The following is a 16387-nucleotide window of genomic DNA, read 5'->3' as shown; positions in this document are numbered from 1 at the left end:
TTCTGATCTCGAGGGCTTGGACTAGTTGTGTACGTGCAGCGGCTTGCCGGCCAGGGCCAGCATCGCCTCACCCATGGCCTCGGACTGGGTCGGGTGTGCGTGGATGAGCTGGGCGACCTCTGCGGGCAGCGCCTCCCAGTTGTAGATCAGCTGCCCCTCCGTGACGAGCTCGCCGATGCGCCGGCCCACCATGTGGACACCGACGACCGGGCCGTCCTTCTGGGCGATGACCTTCACGGCGCCCGAGGTGCCGAGGATCTGGCTCTTGGGGTTTCCCGCGAGGTCGTAGACCTGCTCGACGATCTCGATGCCGCGCTCGGCCGCCTGCGCCGACGTGATCCCCACCGAGGCCACCTCGGGGTCGGAGTAGGTGATGCGCGGCACGCCCGCGTAGTCGATGGGCGGCGGGTTGAGGCCGGCGATGTGCTCGGCCACCATGATCCCCTCCGCGAACCCGGCGTGGGCGAGCTGCAGGGTCGGGATGAGGTCGCCGATGGCGTAGACGCCGGGCACGGAGGTCTGGCAGTGCTCGTCGACCACGACCGCGCCGCGCTCGATGGCGATGCCCTGCTCCTCGAAGCCCATGCCCGCCGACACCGCGCCGCGGCCGACCGCGACGAGCAGCAGCTCGGCGTCGAGGGTCTTGCCGTTGGCCAGCGTGACGACCACGCCCGTCTCGGTGGTCTTGGCGGTGTCGAAGAAGACGCCCAGCTCGTACTTGATGCCGCGGCGGCGGAAGGCCCGCTCCAGCAGCTTGGAGCTGGACTCCTCCTCGGTCGGCAGCAGGTGCGGCAGCGCCTCGACGATCGTGACCTCGGCCCCGAACGAGCGGTAGACGCTCGCCAGCTCGACGCCGATCACGCCGCCGCCCAGCACGATGACGGACGTGGGCACGCGGCCCATCTTCAGGGTGTGCTCGCTGGTGATGACGCGCTCGCCGTCGATCTCCAGGCCCGGCAGCGACTTGGGCGCCGAGCCGGTGGCCAGGACGAGGTTGCGGCCCTCGACGACCTCCGAGCCCACCTGGATCCGGTTGGGGCCGACCAGGCGGCCCTCGCCCTCGACGATCGTCACGCCCGCGGACTTCAGCAGGCCCTGCACGCCCTTCCAGGCCCGCGTCACGATCTTGTCCTTGAACGCGTGCACGCCCTGCACGTCGATGCCGTCGAAGCGCGCCTTGACGCCGTAGGACTCGCTCTCGCGGGTCTCGTCGGCGACCTCGGCGGAGTGCAGCAGGGCCTTCGTGGGGATGCATCCCCTGTGGAGGCAGGTGCCGCCGATCTTGTCCTTTTCGATCAGCGCGACCGACTTGCCCAGCTCAGCCGCCCGAAGCGCGCAGGCGTAACCGCCGCTGCCGCCACCTAGGACGACGATGTCATAGGCCACAGGAAGGCTCCTTGTCGGGGTGTTCGTGATGCCGTCATCTTTTCATTTGTTTCAGATGCTCGCGTGCCGCTCTGCGAGTCCGATGAGGGTACGGGTGATGGCACCCGTGCCGCCCTTCGGGGTGTAACCGTACGGCTCGCCCTTGTTGAAGGCGGGGCCGGCCATGTCGATGTGGGCCCAGCGCACGCCGTCGGGCACGAATTCCTTCAGGAAGATGCCCGCCGCCAGCATGCTGCCCCATCGCTCCGGCTGGAGGTTGGCGATGTCGGCGATCGGCGAGTCGAGGCCCTTGCGCAGCTCCTCCGGGAGCGGCATGCCCCACGCGCCCTCGCCCGCCGCCTTCGCGGCCTCGACGACCAGCTCCCTGGCGGCGTCGTCGTTGGCCATGACGCCGGCCGTGCGCCAGCCGAGCGCGACGATCTGCGCGCCGGTGAGCGTGGCCACGTCGACGATCAGGTCGGGCTCGTCCTGCGCGGCCCTGGCGATGCCGTCCATGAGCACCAGGCGGCCCTCGGCGTCGGTGTCGAGCACCTCGACGGTCTTGCCGCTGTAGCTGTGGATGACGTCGGAGGGGCGCTGGGCGGTGCCGCTCGGCAGGTTCTCGGCCAGGCAGAGGTAGCCGACGGCGTTGACCGGCAGGCCGAGCCGGGCGATGCCGATCATGGCGCCGAGCACCGCGCCCGCGCCGCCCATGTCGGACTTCATCCAGTCCATCGAGGCCGACGGCTTGAGCGACAGGCCGCCGGAGTCGAACGTGATGCCCTTGCCCACGAACGCCAGCCGCTTGCCGGCCTCGGGGTGGGTGTAGGAGAGGCGGACCAGGCGCGGCGGGTTGGCCGAGCCCTGGCCGACGCCGATGAGGCCGCCGTAGCCGCCGTCCTTGAGCTGCTTGTCGTCGAGCACCTCGACGCTCAGCCCCGCCTTGTCGCCCTCCTGCTCGGCGATCTCGGCGAACTTCGCCGGCCACAGGTCGGACGGAGGCGTGTTGACCAGGTCGCGGACCAGGGCGACCGAGTCGGCCAGCACGCCCGCGCGCTCGGCGACGCCGTCGGGCTGGCCCGAGACCACGGTGAGCTCGGCGACCGGGGCCTTCTGCTCGCCGTTCGTGCGGTAACGGGCGAACGCGTACGCGCCGAGCAGGCCGCCGAGCGCGACGGCCTCGGTCTCCTCGGGCGTGCCGGTGGGCAGGGCGAGCGCGGCCCTGGAGGTGCCGGCGAGCGACCGTACGGCGGCGCCGGCGGCGCGGCGCAGGCCTTCGGCGTCGGGCGAGTCGCCCAGACCCACCGCGACCAGCAGCGGGGCGGCGATGGCGCCGAACGTGGGAAGCTTGGCCACCTCGCCGGCCTTGCCGGTGAAGGCGACGGCGCGGAGGGAGTCGGCGAGCTTGCCGCCGAAGGCGGCCTCGAGCGACTCGGCGCCCGTGGCGGCGCGTGGGCCGTCCTGTCCTGACCTGAAGCCGACGATCAACGCGTCGGTCGCGATGGAGACTGGATCTGCTGAGTTCAGCCGCACAGTGGTCACGTAAACCGATGCTATCCAGGTCTTCTGCGTACTCACAAACAGGGGTTCATCCTACCAATCGCGAGTCATGCGGAATGGTGCTAGTGTCATTAGCATCATGCTGCTGACGCTCGATCTCAACGACGCCCGGCCCCTGCACGAGCAGGTGGCGAGCGCCATCCGCCGCGCCATCGGAGAAGGCTCCTACCGGCCCGGCGACCGCCTGCCGCCGGCCCGTGACCTGGCCCAGGTGCTCGGCATCAACCCCAACACCGTGCTGCGCGCGCTGCGCGACCTGCGGGACGAGGGGCTGCTGGAGTTCAGGCGGGGCCGGGGGGTCAGCGTCGCGGGGCGCGCCGACGGTCGCGCCCTGCTCGCGCAGCGGGCGCGCGAGCTGCTGGACGAGGCCCGCAAGTACGGCTACGGCCGCGACGACCTCATTGCCATACTGGAGGACCTGCCGTGAATCCCCGAATCACCGCCGTCATCTGGGGGCTGTTCATCCTCGCCGCGCAGATCGGGCTGCCGCTGGCGCTGCGCGACCGGCTGCCCGACCCCCTGGCCACGCGCTGGGGCCTGGGCGGACTGGCCTCCCGCTCGATGTCCTTGACCACGTACATCGTGGTCACGTTCCTGCTCTGGGCGGTGCTCTGGCTGGTCGCGCTGGCCGCGGCCGAGCGGGCCACGGCCCGCAGGCCGAGCCGGACGGTGTGGTGGGGCGGGCTGTTCGGCCTGGGCGCGCTCGCGCTCGGCGTCAACGTCACGACCGTGCTCGCCAACCTCGACGCGCCCGACTGGGTCGCGGCCCGGCTGCCGGGCTGGCAGGTCCTCGCGGTCATCGCGGCCGGGACCGGCGTCGCCGCCCTCGTGGGTTATCTGCGCAGGGGCGCGGCCGACCAGGATGCCGCCCACCGGATCCCGCCCCTCCTGCGGCTCAGGCCCGGCCGGCGCACCGTGTGGGTCGGCCACGCCGCCAACCGGTGGCTGGCGCTGCTCCCGATCGCCGCCCTGGTCGCCGCCCTGGTGCTGGGCCTGCTCTACGTCACCGGTCTGGTGCCCGGCGGGCAGGCGACGTCGGTCCTGCCCGGGCTCGTCCTCGTGCTGGCGGCCGGAGTGCTGACCTCGTCAGTGTCCGTGCAGGTCGGCGACGGCCGGGTGGCCGTCCGGTTCGGGCCGCTCGGCTGGCCGGCGCGCAGGATCCCCCTGTCGCTGATCGAGTCGGCCTGGTCGGAGACGCGCCATCCGGCCGCGGTCGGGGGCTGGGGCATCCGCGGGCTGCCCGGCAGTTCGACCATCATGCTGCGTGGCGGCGAGTGCCTGGTCATCCGCTACCGCTCCGGCGGCCGGCTCGCGATCAGCATCGACGACGCCGAACGCGGCGCATCCCTCATCAACGCCCTCATCGCGGAGCGAGTGGAACAATGAAACGACCTCTCCTCATCTTCATCGTCCTGGCCTTCGGGCTCTCATGGGCGGCGGCGCTGCCCCTCTGGTTCGCCGGCGGGATCGGCTCGCCGCTGCTGCGGCCGCTGGCCACGCTGATGATGTTCACCCCGTCGGTGGGGGTGCTCGGCGTCTGGGCGGTCACGCGCACGCCGTTCCGCGAGTGGGCCAGGCAGACCGGGCTCACGCTGGGCGAGCGCAAGGGGCGCACCGGCGTTCTCATCCTGACCGCCTGGCTCGGGGTGCCGCTGCTGCTGCTCCTGGCGGCGCTCCTCAGCGCCGCCGTCGGGCTGTTCTCGCTGGATCTCGACCAGTTCAGCCTGTTCAGGGCGGTGCTGCGGGCCCAGGGCGTGGGCGTGCCCGAGAGCCTCACCACGGCGGTCGTGCTGCAGATCGGGATCGCCGTGGTCGTCGGGCCCGTGCTGAACGCGATCCCCGCGCTGGGGGAGGAGTGGGGCTGGCGGGGCTGGCTGCTGCCCCGGCTCGTCTCCACCAACGGCATGCTCCTCGGGCTGGTCTACACCGGCGTCATCTGGGGCCTCTGGCACGCCCCCCTCACCCTCCTGGGCTACAACTACGCGCGGCTCAGCTCCTGGGCGGCGCTGTTCTTCGTGGGGTTCTGCGTCCTGTTCGGGGTGCTGATCGGGTGGCTGCGGCTGCGCACGGGCAGCGTGTGGCCGGCCGTCGTGGCCCACGGCTCGCTGAACGCCGTCGCCCAGTCCGTCCTGCTGCTCGGCGACGCCGCCGCGCCGCCCAACGAGGTGCTGGCCGGCCTGACCGGCCTGGTGGGCTGGGCCCTCATGGCGGTCGTCGGCGCGGCCCTGCTCCGCTTCTGTCCGGTACGCGTGCCGCAGCCGGTCGCCGCACCCTCCTGATCTCGGGGGCGCTCAGCCGAGGATCGCGCAGACCGCCAACGTGGTGGCCGTGGCCGTCTCGACCAGGGCCCCCAGCACGTCACCGGTGATCCCGCCGAGGCGCCGCCGCGCGTGCCCGAGCAGCAGCAGGGCGGCGCCGAGCCCGGCGACCAGGCCGAGCGGCAACACGGGCTCCCTGGCGAGGCCCAGGCAGACGGCGGCGGTGCCGAGGAGGGCGGCCAGGGTGACCAGCAGAGAGGCGGGGCGGCGTACCGTGCCCGCGACCATCGCGCCGAGCCCGTCGGGCCGGGCGGCGGGGACACCCGCCCGGCAGGCCCAGGTCAGCGCCAGCCGCCCGGCCACGCAGGCCGTCACCAGCGCCGCGTACCCGGCTCCGGCCGCCGCGGCGACCTGGACGAGCAGCGTCAGCACCAGCGTCATCACGCCGAACGGCCCGATGTCCGACTTTTTCATGATGTCGAGCGCCTGAGCGGCCGGCTTGCCGCTGCCCAGCCCGTCCGCCAGGTCGGCGAGCCCGTCCAGGTGCAGCCCCCGGCTCAGGACGGCCAGCAGCCCGACCGCCAGCGCCGCCCCCAGCAGCGGCGGCCCGGGCAGGAACAATGGCAGCCCCGCGACCAGCCCGAGCGCGAGCCCGACCACCGGGGCCAGCGTCATCGCCCGCCCCGCGACCTCCCGGTCCACCCGCTCGACCCGCACCGGGAAGACGCTGAGAGTGCCGATCGCCAATGACAGGCCATGCGGAAGGCGCATATCGGACGATCGTAGGCCCACTAGTGTGGCGGGATGCACGTGGTTGAACTCGAAGGCGTAGGTGTCCGAGTTGTCGGCAAGGCGCTGCTGGACGGCGTCGATTGGCAGGTGGACTACGGCGATCACTGGGTGATCCTCGGCCCCAACGGCGCGGGCAAGACGACGCTGCTCTCCCTGGCGGGCGCCGTCCGGCATCCCAGCGAGGGCGCGGTCAAGGTGCTCGGCCACAAGCTCGGCCGGGTGGACGTGCGGGAGCTGCGCCGCCACATCGGCCTGGTCGCGGCCAGCCAGCGGCTGATCGACGAGGAGCTGATGGAGGAGGAGGGCGCGACCGCGCACACCGTGGTGCTCACCGGGCACACGGGGACGAGCGTTCCTCTGTGGGACAAGTACGGCGAAGGCGAGCGCGACCGGGCCCACCGGCTGCTGGCCGACCTGGGGTGCAAGGACCTGGCGGACCGGCCGTTCCGCGTGTGCTCGCAGGGGGAGCGGGCCAGGATCAGGGTGGCCAGGGCGCTCATGGCGGACCCGGCGGTGCTGCTGCTCGACGAGCCGTTCGCGGGCCTCGACCTGCCGGCCAGGGAGGACCTCATCACCGCCGTCGAGGACCTGGCCACGACCCGGCCCGTCCTGACCACCGTGACGGTGACGCACCACCTGGAGGAGGTGCCGGCGACGACCTCCCACGCGATGCTCATGCGCGACGCCAGGGTGCTGGCCGCGGGGCCGGTGGAGGAGGTGCTCACCCCGGACAACCTCTCGGAGTGCTTCGGCCGCCCCCTCCACGTGGACCGGCTCGACGGCCGCTGGTACGCCCGCGCCGTCCGCCCGTAGCGGTCACAGCTCCACCAGGCGCCCCGCCACCACCAGCGCCACGTACTCGGACTCGGCGGCGAGGCGTTCGTTGAGACGGCCGAGCGCGTCCCGGAAGGCCCGCCCGCTCGGCGTGGCGGGCACCACACCCATCCCCACCTCGTCGGAGACCGCCACGAGGCGCACGGGTGTCTGCCGCCAGGCCGCAACGAGCTCGTCGCAGCGTTCGCGGACGGGCGCGCGGTCGCCCTCCCAGGCCCCGTGCTCGTCGAACACCGCCGTCAGCCACGTCCCGAGCCCGTCGATCAGCAGCGGCGCGGTGGCCTGCCCGATGGCCGAGACGAGGTCGGCGGTCTCGACGGTGGCCCAGTGCGCGGGCCGCCGCTCGCGGTGCGCCCGCACGCGGGCCGCCCACTCGCCGTCCCCCGCGCCGCTCGGTCCGGTGGCCACATAGGTGACGTACGGCTCGGCCGCCAGCCGCAGCTCGGCCTCGGCCGACTTCCCCGACCGCGACCCGCCCAGCAGCAACGTCCGCCACGGCGCCGTCGCGCCACCGTCGCCGGGTCGCCTCCCGATGGCCGTCCCGGGGAGCGCCCGGCCGGTCTCCAGCACCGTCCCGTCGGGAACGGCCGACGCGCCCCACAGCCGCAGGCGCCTGGCCAGCTCCTCCTCCGAGCGGACCCGATGGTCCAGCCCGACGGCCACCACCGCGGTCCGGTCGTCCGCCAGCCCCGCCCGCCGCAGCTCCCCTAGCCGCTCGGGCCGGTCGAGCAGGTCGATCAGCACCACGTCGTACCTGGCGGGCCCGTCCACCGGCACCGGCCGGCCCGGTGGGAGGCAGAGCAGCCGGGAGCCGTCGGGGCCGGCCAGCCCCAGCCCGCCCGCCCGGGCCCGGTAGCCGCTCGGCGGATCGTCGAAGGGGAAGCGGGCCACGCCGTCCACGACCAGCTCGAACGGGCGTCGGTGGCCGGACGGGAGCCCGGCGCACGAGGCGCACCGGCAGCCGGGCTCCGGCCATCCCGCGCCGCCCGCCGTACCGGAGACAAGGATTTTCACCGCGCCGAGCGTAGCGTCCTGGCGCGGCCGGGTTGATGGAACGTTCCAGGTCAGACGCGGGTCCTGGAGCGGCGGCGGGTGGCCGCCACGGCGCCGCCCGCCAGCAGGGCGATCGCGCCCGCGCCGGCCGCGACCAGCGTGATCGGCAGGCCGCTCCCGGACGGCGCGGCGGACGCGGCGGCGGCCGCCAGCTCGGTGCCGCCCCTCTCCCTGAACGGATAGTCCGCGACCGCCACGACGGCTCCCTGGGCGTTCACCCGGACCTTGGCCGTGGAGGCGAGGAGCTGGGCGGCGGTGGCGTCCTCGGCGCCCGCGACGCACTTCGGCGCGCTCTGCCCGGGAGTCCGCTCGCCGGGGTAGGCGTCGGCCTCCCCGTCGCCGAAGTCCACCGCGACCACCACGCGCTTGTGCCCGGACCCGGCCGCGTCCCGGCCGCACACCGCCTGGAACGACGGCAGGTCCCCGCCAGGAGACTCGCCCCTCGCCCCGTCCGGGGCCACGGAGAAGCGCCATCCGATGACGGAGCCGTCCGGCGGGGCGGCGTCGGCCGTCACGGCCAGCCAGGCCGTCCCGTCGCTCTGCCACGCGCTCCACGTCCGCGGGACCCCGGGGTCGGCGAGAGCGGAGGAGGGGAGCGAGAGAAAGGCGGCCGCCCCGAGGGCGACCCCGGCCGCAACACGATACGCGCGCAGCATCGATTGACCTCCAAGCTCGGGAGTAGGGTTCCAGTGCCTGCGGAGGGTGCGCCGGCGAACCCGCGGAAAAGGAGCGTATGGCATGACATGGCGGTGGCGTTATGAAAATGCAAATGGTGGTGAGGTAACGGATCGCCCTTTGCCGCGAGAAGTTTTTCCGAGCCAGGCGGACGCGGAGTCCTGGCTTGGCGAGAACTGGCGTGACCTGCTCGAATCGGGAGTTGAGCAGGTGGCCTTGCTCGAAGAGGACCGCGTGGAGTACACGGGTTTGTCATTGCGCCAGGAGTGATCTGCGGTAAATGAAAAGCCCCTTGAGCGCCATTGTGGCTCAAGGGGCTGTTTCTCGGGTGGGGACGGGTTACGGGCGGGTGCGCGGGCTCTGCGTCTTGGCCGGGTCGCGCTCCACGACCGGGTCCAGCACGTCGTCGATCCGCTTGAGCACGTCGGCGTCCAGCTTCACGCCCGCGGCCTTGACGTTGTCACGCACCTGCTCGGGGCGGCTGGCCCCGACGATGGCGCTGGAGACGTTCGGGTTCTGCAGCACCCACGCGACGGCCAGCTGCGCCATGCTCAGCCCGAGGTCGGCCGCGATCGGCTTGAGCTCCTGGACGCGGGTCAGCACGTCGTCGTTCATGAACCGGGCGATCATGGCACTGCCGCTGCCGTCGGTGGCCCGGGAGCCCTCCGGCGGCTGCTGCCCGGGCAGGTACTTGCCCGTGAGCACGCCCTGGCCGATGGGCGACCAGACGATCTGGCCGATGCCCTCCTTCTCGCTCAGCGGCACGATCTCGCCCTCGATGATCCGCCACAGCATCGAGTACTGGGGCTGGTTCGAGACGATCCGGTCGAAGCCCATCTCGTCGGCGATCTTCAGCGCCTGGGCGATCTGGTCGGCGCTCCACTCGCTGACGCCGATGTAGAGGACCTTGCCCTGGCGTACGAGGTCGTCGAACGTCTTGAGCGTCTCCTCCAGCGGCGTCTCGTAGTCGAAGCGGTGCGCCTGGTACAGGTCGACGTAGTCGGTCTGCAGGCGGCGCAGCGAGCCGTTGATGGACTCGGTGATGTGCTTGCGGGACAGGCCGCGGTCGTTCTGGCCGGGGCCGGTCGGCCAGTAGACCTTGGTGAAGATCTCCAGCGACTCCCTTCGCACGCCCTTCAGCGCGCGGCCGAGCACCTCCTCGGCCTTCGTCGCCGCGTAGACGTCCGCGGTGTCGAACGTGGTGATGCCCTCGTCGAGCGCCGCCTGCACGCACTGCTTGGCGGCGTCCTCCTCGACCTGGGAGCCGTGGGTGAGCCAGTTTCCGTAGCTGATCTCGCTGACTTTGAGACCACTACGACCGAGGTGTCGGAATTCCATGGATCCGACCTTAATCCCGGTCCATGGGGTGATTGGTTTCGGGATAGGGTGCGCGACGTGCTGAAGCTCGTACGGCTGGCGCTGACGGCGGCCATCCTGACCGCGATCGGGGTACGGCTGCGCCGCCGCGCCCGGATGCCCGTCAAGCCGCCCGCGCCCCCGGCCCCGCAGGCGGTCGCACACGCGCGGATGGGCCTGGCATGGGCCGCCATTGCGGGGGTGGTGGCCCTGGCACTGGGCGCCGCCCTCATCCCCACGGGGCCGCAGGCGGCGTCCGAGGTGCGGTCGGCCGTCTACCAGATTCAGCAGTCGGTCATGGGCGTGACGATGGGCGCCGACGGAAAGAGCCCGGCGCCCACACCCACGCCTGTCGCGCCCACGCCGGCCGCCACGGCCCCAGTGCCGCCCCCGGGCATCCCGGCCGCGTGCATGGTAAGCGGTCAGGCGACGGTACGCCCGATCAGCCCCCGCGTGCGGGCGGCGGTGAACCGGCAGTGGCGGCGCATCGAGCGGTGGCTACGGGAGCACGCGCCCCGGACGTACGCCTCGCTGGGCGCCCCCGGCAGGGCCGGCACCGTCGCGCTCGCCGAGGCCCAGACGGGCCTGGAGTTCCCCGACGACCTGAGGGCCTCGCTGCTGCGCCACAACGGCATGTCCGGCCCGCCCGGGGCCCGCTTCAGCTTCGGCGAGGAGCGGGTGCTCGGCGTGCGCGAGATCCGCGACCAGTGGCGGGAGAGCTGCGCCGCGCGGGTCGGCAGGGGCGACCCGATCGGCCGGCTGATCCGCGTCGGCACCCTGATCGAGGTCGACGCGGACAGCGGCCACGTGGTGGCGTCGATGGTGGGGCCGGAACCGATCTGGCCCTCGTACCACGCGATGCTGCGCGACATGGCGGACGCGCTGGAGAAGGGCCGCCCCATGTTCGGGGCGCGGGCCACGGTCAAGGGCGGCCTGCTCCGCTGGTCCGACGCTCTGTGAGCGAGCCGTCCCCGGAGGCCGGGGACGGCTACTTCTTGAGCACCGGCTTGCCGCCCGGCAGCACCGTGGGCGGCGGGAAGCGCAGCTTGCGGATCTGCAGCGCCCGCATGGCCGCGTAGAAGCCCACGCCCCGGGTGCTCTCCTGGGGCAGCTTCTCCGCCACCAGGCGCTTCACCTTCCACGCCACGTAGACAGAGGTGAACAGCACGCCGATCATCATGATCGGCCAGCCGATGGTGACCGTGTATCCCAGCACCGCGGTGCGGATCGACATGGGCCATGGGATCCACGTCGCCAGCAGGATCAGTAGCGAGAACGGCAGGAAATACTGGCTCGGCAGCCGCCGGGAATCGACCCACTCGCGCGCGAACTTGCGCGCTGCGCCCTTGTCACGAGCAGGAAAATACCGCTCGTCACCTGCGAGCATGCCCTGGCGGGCCCTGTCTCGCTCGGCGGCCTGCTTGGTCCGCATCTGCCGATAGGCCTCTTTACGGTCTTTCGGTGCATGGACCGGCTGGCGCCGTTTGCTCTCCTGATCACGGCGCTTGGGAGTGGGACGACCTTTACCCTGGGGCTTAGGATCGTCATCGGGGACGGGGGTGTCGTCCACGGAGGTTTGGGAACGGCGTCGCAACACGACGTCAACCCTACCTGGACTGCAACTTAGTGACGCCCTCGTGCGTTATGCGTAGGGTAATCCCAAGGCGGCTGCGCTGCATTGGGTGAACACCAGCACGACCTAGAAGGGGACGGCCGACGCGCATGAGCGTGATGAAGAGACTTTCGATGATCTTCAAGTCCAAGGCCAACAAGGCCTTGGACAAGATGGAGGATCCGCGCGAGACCCTTGACTACTCCTATCAGCGGCAGCTCGAGCTGCTGCAGAAGGTGCGCCGGGGTGTGGCCGACGTCGCCACGTCGCGTAAGCGGGTCGAGCTCCAGGTAACCGGCCTCGAGAAGCAGGCCCAGCGCCTTGAGGAGCAGGGCCGCAAGGCGCTGTCCGTCGGGCGCGAGGACCTCGCCCGCGAGGCGCTGCAGCGTCGCTCCAATCTGCAGACGCAGATGGCCGACCTGAAGCTGCAGCACGACAACCTACAGGCCGAGGAGGAGAAGCTCACCACGGCTTCCCAGCGGCTGCAGGCCAAGGTCGACGCCTTCCGTACGAAGAAGGAGACGATCAAGGCCACCTACACCGCCGCCGAGGCGCAGACCCGGATCAACGAGGCCTTCTCCGGCATCTCCGAGGAGATGGGCGACGTCGGCCTGGCGATCCAGCGCGCCGAGGACAAGACGGCGCAGATGCAGGCCCGCGCCGGCGCGATCGACGAGCTGCTGGCCAGCGGCGCGCTCGACGACTACACCGGCTCCCGCGGCGACGACATCCAGGCCGAGCTCGACCGCATGGGCGGCGGCATGGACGTCGAGCTGGAGCTGGCCAGGATGAAGGCCGAGCTGGGCCAGGGCCCCGCGCCCAAGAGCGCCATCGAGCAGGGCCAGCCGCAGCAGCAGCCCCAGCCTCAGGCGCAGCCGCAGCAGCACGGCGGGACCCAGCAGCTTCGTCAGCCTGGGGAGCCGGCATGATTGTCAGGATCATGGGCGAAGGCCAGGTACAGATCTCCGCCGACGACATCGCGGTGCTCAACGAGCTCGACACCGAGCTCGAGGCGGCCATCGAGGTCGGCGACGAGCCGATCTTCCGTACGAAGCTGCACGCGTTGCTCGACAAGGTGCGCCAGGTGGGCAAGGCGCTTCCCGACGACAGCCTTGAGCCGTCAGAGCTGATCCTTCCCCCCGCGGACGCCTCGATCGAGGAGGTCCGGGAGATGCTGGGCGACCAGGGCCTCATCCCGGGCTGAGCCGTGGGTACGCGGTTCGCGTCCGACCGCGGGCTGACCACCCGCATGGTCGTGACGATGTTCCTGCTCGGGTTGCTCTATGTCGTGTTCGTCGGCGTCCTGATCGCCCTGGGCGTACGGGCGCTGAGCGTGCTGGTGATAGCCGGGGGCCTGCTGTTCGTGCAGTACTTCCTGTCCGACCGCATCGCGCTGTTCGCGATGCACGGGCGGGAGGTCTCGCCTCAGGAGGCCCCTGAGCTGCACGGCATGATCGACCGGCTGTGCGCGCTCGCGGACATGCCCAAGCCTCGGGTGGCGATCGCGGATTCCGACGTCCCCAACGCGTTCGCCACCGGCCGCAACCAGAAGAAGGCCGTCGTCTGCGTGACGACCGGCATTCTGCGCCGCCTGGAGCCCCAGGAGCTCGAAGGGGTTCTCTCGCACGAGTTGTCGCACGTCGCCCACCGCGACGTCGCCGTCATGACGATCGCCTCGTTCCTGGGCATCGTGGCGGGGCTGATGACCAGGTTCGCCCTCTACGCGGGGCTGGGCGGCCGCCGCAACGGCAACCAGGGCGGGGTGCCCGTCGGGTTGATCATCCTGCTCGTCTCCGTCATCGTGTACGCGATCAGCTTCCTGCTCACCCGCGCCCTGTCGCGCTACCGCGAGCTGGCGGCCGACCGCGCCGGGGCCCTGCTCACCCAGCGCCCTTCGGCCCTGGCGAGCGCGCTGGTCAAGATCACCGGCGACATGGCCAGGATCCCGACCCAGGACCTGCGCGAGGCGGCGCCGTTCAACGCCTTCTACTTCGCCCCGGCGGCGGCCCCGGGCCAGACGCTGGCGAACCTGTTCTCCACCCACCCGCCGCTCGAACGGCGGCTGGCACAGCTGTCGGACATCTCCCGGCAGCTCGGAAGGGGCTGAGCCTCGGCATGGGCTGGCTGGACGCCCTGCTCGGCCGGTCGAAGCCGGTCAAGCCCAACCTCGACGCGCTGTTCGCACTGCCGTCGGCGGCCGTGACGCTGCAGGCCGCGACCGGGCTGGTGCCCACGGGCCTCGGCTCGGTGGCCTTCAGGGCCGCCGAGGGCGGGGCGTTCGCCACGCTGCAACGCGACGTCAAGGAGCTGCTCGGGGAGCGCGTGGAGGAGTCGCGCGACTCCTACGGCTACACCTGGCTCCTGGTGCGCCGCGAGCCCGACGCGCTCGGCGACCTGGTCACCGAGCTGCACGCCGTCAACTCGTCGCTGGAGTCGGCCGGGTTCGGGCCGTCGCTGCTGTGCTCGCTGGTGTCGTTCCGGTCCGAAGGCGACGGCCGCCGGCTGGCCGTCGTGTACCTCTACAAACGCGGGACCTTCTACCCGTTCGCCCCGCTCGCCGCCCAGAGGCGGGACAACGCGCTCGAACTGCAGGTCAGGGGCGCTCTCGAGGGCGAGCTGCCGCTGGAGAAGGATCTCGGCCGATGGTTCCCGGTCTGGGGCGCGCCCGGCCTCTGACCGGACACCCTGGGTGATCTAATGATCACGTGGAGCGAAGGTTGTACGTCCTCGCGGCTTCCGCGTTCATCGTGGCGGCCGTGCTGGGCAGTGCGTGGATCACCGGCCAGTTCACCACGCCGGAGGTCGACAGGACCGACGGGTACGTCAGCGAGTTGGCCGCCCGCGACCAGCCGTGGACGCGGTTGTTCCGCACCAGCGACGCGCTGGCGGGGCTGGCCTGCGCGGCCGGGGTGGCGCTCGTGCCGAGGGTGGCCCGCGAGTGGCGGGCCTGGCTGGCGCTGGCGGCGTTCGGGGTGTTCACGTTCGCGGCCGGGTTGTTCCCGCTGGACTGCGCCACGCTGAGTGACCCGTACTGCGGGCGGCGGGTCGTGTCGTCCGCGCACCACGTGCATCAACTGGCCGGGGCGCTGGGCACGGCCGCCCTGCTGGCCGCGATGGTGCTGCTCAGCGCGCGCTGGCGGTCGTGGGTGTCGTGGCTGTTCACGTGGCTGGGGCTGGCGGCCACGCTGCTCACCGCCGCCGCGCTCGCCGACCGGCACGGGGTGGGGCTGGCCCACCGGGCGCAGCTCACGCTGTTCGCGGTCTGGCTGGTGTACGTGGCCGTCCACCTGCTCATCACCGACGACCCGCCCGTCCCGCCGATCACGGCCGAGGCGCTCGATCACGACGGCGGATACGCCGGGCCGCACGTGGTCGAGCAGGGGGCCGGGCCCGTCGTGCTGATCACGGCCGAGCTCGGGGGCGCCTGGTTCCACTGGGGCGCGGTGGCCGGGCTGCTGGCCGGGACCCGTCACGTCATCCGCTTCGACCGCTGCGGCCTCGGCCTCAGCCCGCACGCGACCGCCCCGCCCACCCTGTACACCGAGGTGGCCCGCCTGGCCGCGCTGGCCCCGTCCCATCCCGAGCAGGTGACCGTCGTCGCCCACGGCGTGGCCTGCTGGCACGCGGAGGCGTTCGCCAGGCTGCACCCGCTGCGCGTGGCCAAGCTCGTCCTGGTGGATCCGGCCCCGGTCACGGAGCGCAAGCCGTCCGCGCCGGCCAGGACCGCGGGCCAGTGGCTGCCCGCCCTGGGCGGCACGTGGGGCGCGACCGCCGTGGCCCGCCTGGCCGGGCCCGCCGCCCACCGGCTGCTCGTCGGCGTGCCCGACCCGTACGGCGTCTACCGCACGGGCAAGGTGCTCGCCGCGGCGGCGGGGGAGTGGCTGGCCCGTCGCGACATGGTCGCCGACCTGCTGCGGGTGCGGGAGGAGACGCAGTTCCCCGGCGTGCCGGTCACTGTGATCAGCGCCGGTGGGCGGGACCTGGGCCACGCACGGCTGGCCGGGGCCCTGTCCGCCACGCTCGTACGCCTGCCGGAATGCGGGCACCAGATCCAGCTCGAGAATCCCGGGGCGGTCGCGGAGGCCGTCCTGGGCGCGCCGGGCATCGGCCGGGCGGGATGACGCCGGGCGTTCTAGGATCGATGCGGGACCCGTTCGAGGGAGTAGGCGTGGACATCACCGTCGTCGGCGAGGGCGCCGTCCTGGCCGCACCCGACATCCTCCGGCTGCACGCGGGCGTCGAGGTCCGCCGGGCCTCCGCCGCGGATTCCTTCACCGCCGTCCGGGCCGCCGCCGCCCGGCTGGCCGAGGCCCTGGCCCGGGAGGGCATCGCCGCGCAGGACGTGCGCACCGTGGAGCTGTCGCTGGGCCCGGAGTACGAGGTCTACCCCAAGGTGGCCGCCTACCGGGCGGTCCAGGGGGTGGAGGTGATCGTCCGCGACCTGTCCAGGGCCGACCACGTCATCGACACGGTCGCCGGGGTGGGGGAGGAGGCCCGGCTGAACGGCCTGGCGTTCGAGGTGTCGGACCCGTCGGGCGTCCTGAGGGAGGCGCGTACCCGGGCCTTCCGCGACGCCGCCGCCAAGGCCGCCCACTACGCCGAGCTGGCCGGGCGCCCGCTGGGCCGGGTGGTCTCGGTGAGCGAGGACGTCAGGGGCGGCGGCCCCCAGCCCCTCACCATGGCCGCCGCGGTGGCCGAGACCAGCGCCTCCATCAGTCCCGGCCGCCAGTCCCTCACGGTGACCGTCCGGCTCGGCTACGACTTCGCGTGACTGGGGTGACTGAGGTCGGCTCCGTGGATGAGACGTGGGGCGGGGGGGGGGGGGGGGGGGGGGTGGGGTGAGCGTGAGGGGGTGGGGGGGGATGGGGGGGGGGCCGCCGCG

Annotated in this window: 19 protein-coding genes; 12 read left to right on the top strand and 7 right to left on the bottom strand. The window is 72.4% G+C overall.

What is annotated here, in order from left to right; translation table 11 throughout:
• Positions 1–21: 21 nt before the first annotated feature.
• Positions 22–1386: a dihydrolipoyl dehydrogenase gene (gene lpdA / locus ABZX61_RS49870; protein WP_350728843.1), complete on the bottom strand. Its 1365-nt coding sequence runs from the start codon at positions 1384–1386 to the stop codon at positions 22–24.
• 51 nt (positions 1387–1437) lie between these two features.
• The gene (locus tag ABZX61_RS49865; RefSeq protein WP_350728845.1) at positions 1438–2907 is read right to left on the bottom strand and encodes a leucyl aminopeptidase; all 1470 of its coding nucleotides are present in this window, start codon (positions 2905–2907) and stop codon (positions 1438–1440) included.
• A 97-nt stretch (positions 2908–3004) separates the two neighbouring features.
• Here ABZX61_RS49865 and ABZX61_RS49860 point away from each other — a divergent pair, with 97 nt between their 5' ends.
• The 3 genes from ABZX61_RS49860 to ABZX61_RS49850 are packed head-to-tail and all read left to right on the top strand — an operon-like array spanning position 3005 to position 5204.
• Positions 3005–3352, top strand: a complete 348-nt coding sequence (locus ABZX61_RS49860; RefSeq protein ID WP_355206098.1) for a GntR family transcriptional regulator — start codon at positions 3005–3007, stop codon at positions 3350–3352.
• Positions 3349–4311, top strand: a complete 963-nt coding sequence (locus ABZX61_RS49855) for a hypothetical protein (RefSeq protein ID WP_355206095.1) — start codon at positions 3349–3351, stop codon at positions 4309–4311. The genes ABZX61_RS49860 and ABZX61_RS49855 overlap by 4 nt, the downstream gene beginning before the upstream one ends.
• A complete protein-coding gene (locus ABZX61_RS49850; RefSeq protein ID WP_355206092.1) occupies positions 4308–5204 on the top strand; it encodes a CPBP family intramembrane glutamic endopeptidase in 897 nt (298 codons plus the stop codon). Before ABZX61_RS49855 ends, ABZX61_RS49850 begins: the two co-directional genes overlap by 4 nt.
• 12 nt (positions 5205–5216) lie before the next feature.
• On the opposite strand, the gene ABZX61_RS49845 is transcribed toward ABZX61_RS49850, so the two are convergent.
• Positions 5217–5954, bottom strand: coding sequence for an adenosylcobinamide-GDP ribazoletransferase (locus ABZX61_RS49845; protein ID WP_350728851.1), 738 nt, complete (start codon positions 5952–5954; stop codon positions 5217–5219).
• Between the two features lie 33 nt (positions 5955–5987).
• Between ABZX61_RS49845 and ABZX61_RS49840 the strand changes: the two genes are divergently transcribed.
• Positions 5988–6788 (top strand): ATP-binding cassette domain-containing protein, encoded by an 801-nt coding sequence (locus ABZX61_RS49840; RefSeq protein ID WP_350728852.1) that lies wholly within the window; start codon positions 5988–5990, stop codon positions 6786–6788.
• A gap of 3 nt (positions 6789–6791) precedes the next feature.
• On the opposite strand, the gene ABZX61_RS49835 is transcribed toward ABZX61_RS49840, so the two are convergent.
• Both ABZX61_RS49835 and ABZX61_RS49830 read right to left on the bottom strand, forming a co-directional pair.
• Positions 6792–7823 (bottom strand): bifunctional adenosylcobinamide kinase/adenosylcobinamide-phosphate guanylyltransferase, encoded by a 1032-nt coding sequence (locus tag ABZX61_RS49835; protein WP_355206088.1) that lies wholly within the window; start codon positions 7821–7823, stop codon positions 6792–6794.
• Positions 7824–7873: 50 nt separating this feature from the next.
• Positions 7874–8518 carry an SCO2322 family protein gene (locus ABZX61_RS49830; RefSeq protein WP_355206085.1) on the bottom strand — a complete coding sequence of 215 codons (645 nt, stop codon included), beginning with the start codon at positions 8516–8518 and terminating at the stop codon, positions 7874–7876.
• 82 nt (positions 8519–8600) lie between these two features.
• On the opposite strand from ABZX61_RS49830, the gene ABZX61_RS49825 reads away from it, so the two are divergent.
• A complete protein-coding gene (locus ABZX61_RS49825) occupies positions 8601–8807 on the top strand; it encodes a hypothetical protein (RefSeq protein ID WP_185072832.1) in 207 nt (68 codons plus the stop codon).
• 69 nt (positions 8808–8876) lie between these two features.
• Here ABZX61_RS49825 and ABZX61_RS49820 read toward each other — a convergent pair whose 3' ends face one another.
• Positions 8877–9875, bottom strand: coding sequence for an aldo/keto reductase family protein (locus ABZX61_RS49820; RefSeq protein ID WP_350728858.1), 999 nt, complete (start codon positions 9873–9875; stop codon positions 8877–8879).
• A 57-nt stretch (positions 9876–9932) separates the two neighbouring features.
• Between ABZX61_RS49820 and ABZX61_RS49815 the strand changes: the two genes are divergently transcribed.
• The gene (locus tag ABZX61_RS49815; RefSeq protein ID WP_355206081.1) at positions 9933–10853 is read left to right on the top strand and encodes a hypothetical protein; all 921 of its coding nucleotides are present in this window, start codon (positions 9933–9935) and stop codon (positions 10851–10853) included.
• Between the two features lie 28 nt (positions 10854–10881).
• On the opposite strand, the gene ABZX61_RS49810 is transcribed toward ABZX61_RS49815, so the two are convergent.
• On the bottom strand, positions 10882–11463 hold the full coding sequence (locus ABZX61_RS49810) for a DUF3043 domain-containing protein (protein WP_350728862.1): 582 nt from the start codon (positions 11461–11463) through the stop codon (positions 10882–10884).
• A gap of 152 nt (positions 11464–11615) precedes the next feature.
• Between ABZX61_RS49810 and ABZX61_RS49805 the strand changes: the two genes are divergently transcribed.
• Genes ABZX61_RS49805 through ABZX61_RS49780 form a run of 6 tightly spaced genes read left to right on the top strand, consistent with a single transcriptional unit; the run spans position 11616 to position 16276 of the window.
• On the top strand, positions 11616–12434 hold the full coding sequence (locus ABZX61_RS49805) for a PspA/IM30 family protein (RefSeq protein ID WP_350728863.1): 819 nt from the start codon (positions 11616–11618) through the stop codon (positions 12432–12434).
• Complete coding sequence (locus ABZX61_RS49800; protein ID WP_185072836.1) at positions 12431–12709, top strand: hypothetical protein; 279 nt, start codon at positions 12431–12433, stop codon at positions 12707–12709. The genes ABZX61_RS49805 and ABZX61_RS49800 overlap by 4 nt, the downstream gene beginning before the upstream one ends.
• Positions 12710–12712: 3 nt before the next feature.
• A complete protein-coding gene (htpX, locus tag ABZX61_RS49795) occupies positions 12713–13612 on the top strand; it encodes a zinc metalloprotease HtpX (protein ID WP_350728865.1) in 900 nt (299 codons plus the stop codon).
• Positions 13613–13620: 8 nt separating this feature from the next.
• A complete protein-coding gene (locus ABZX61_RS49790) occupies positions 13621–14181 on the top strand; it encodes a hypothetical protein (protein WP_355206076.1) in 561 nt (186 codons plus the stop codon).
• A 29-nt stretch (positions 14182–14210) separates the two neighbouring features.
• Positions 14211–15626, top strand: a complete 1416-nt coding sequence (locus ABZX61_RS49785) for an alpha/beta fold hydrolase (RefSeq protein ID WP_355206073.1) — start codon at positions 14211–14213, stop codon at positions 15624–15626.
• 47 nt (positions 15627–15673) lie between these two features.
• Positions 15674–16276 (top strand): SIMPL domain-containing protein, encoded by a 603-nt coding sequence (locus ABZX61_RS49780; protein ID WP_350728870.1) that lies wholly within the window; start codon positions 15674–15676, stop codon positions 16274–16276.
• Positions 16277–16387 lie beyond the last annotated feature (111 nt).

This window comes from Nonomuraea sp. NPDC003709 (assembly GCF_040610775.1).
GTDB classification, from domain to species: Bacteria; Actinomycetota; Actinomycetes; order Streptosporangiales; family Streptosporangiaceae; genus Nonomuraea; species Nonomuraea angiospora_A.
The sequence above is the reverse complement of the archived record's forward strand: the minus strand, read 5'-3'. Positions and strand labels throughout refer to the sequence as shown.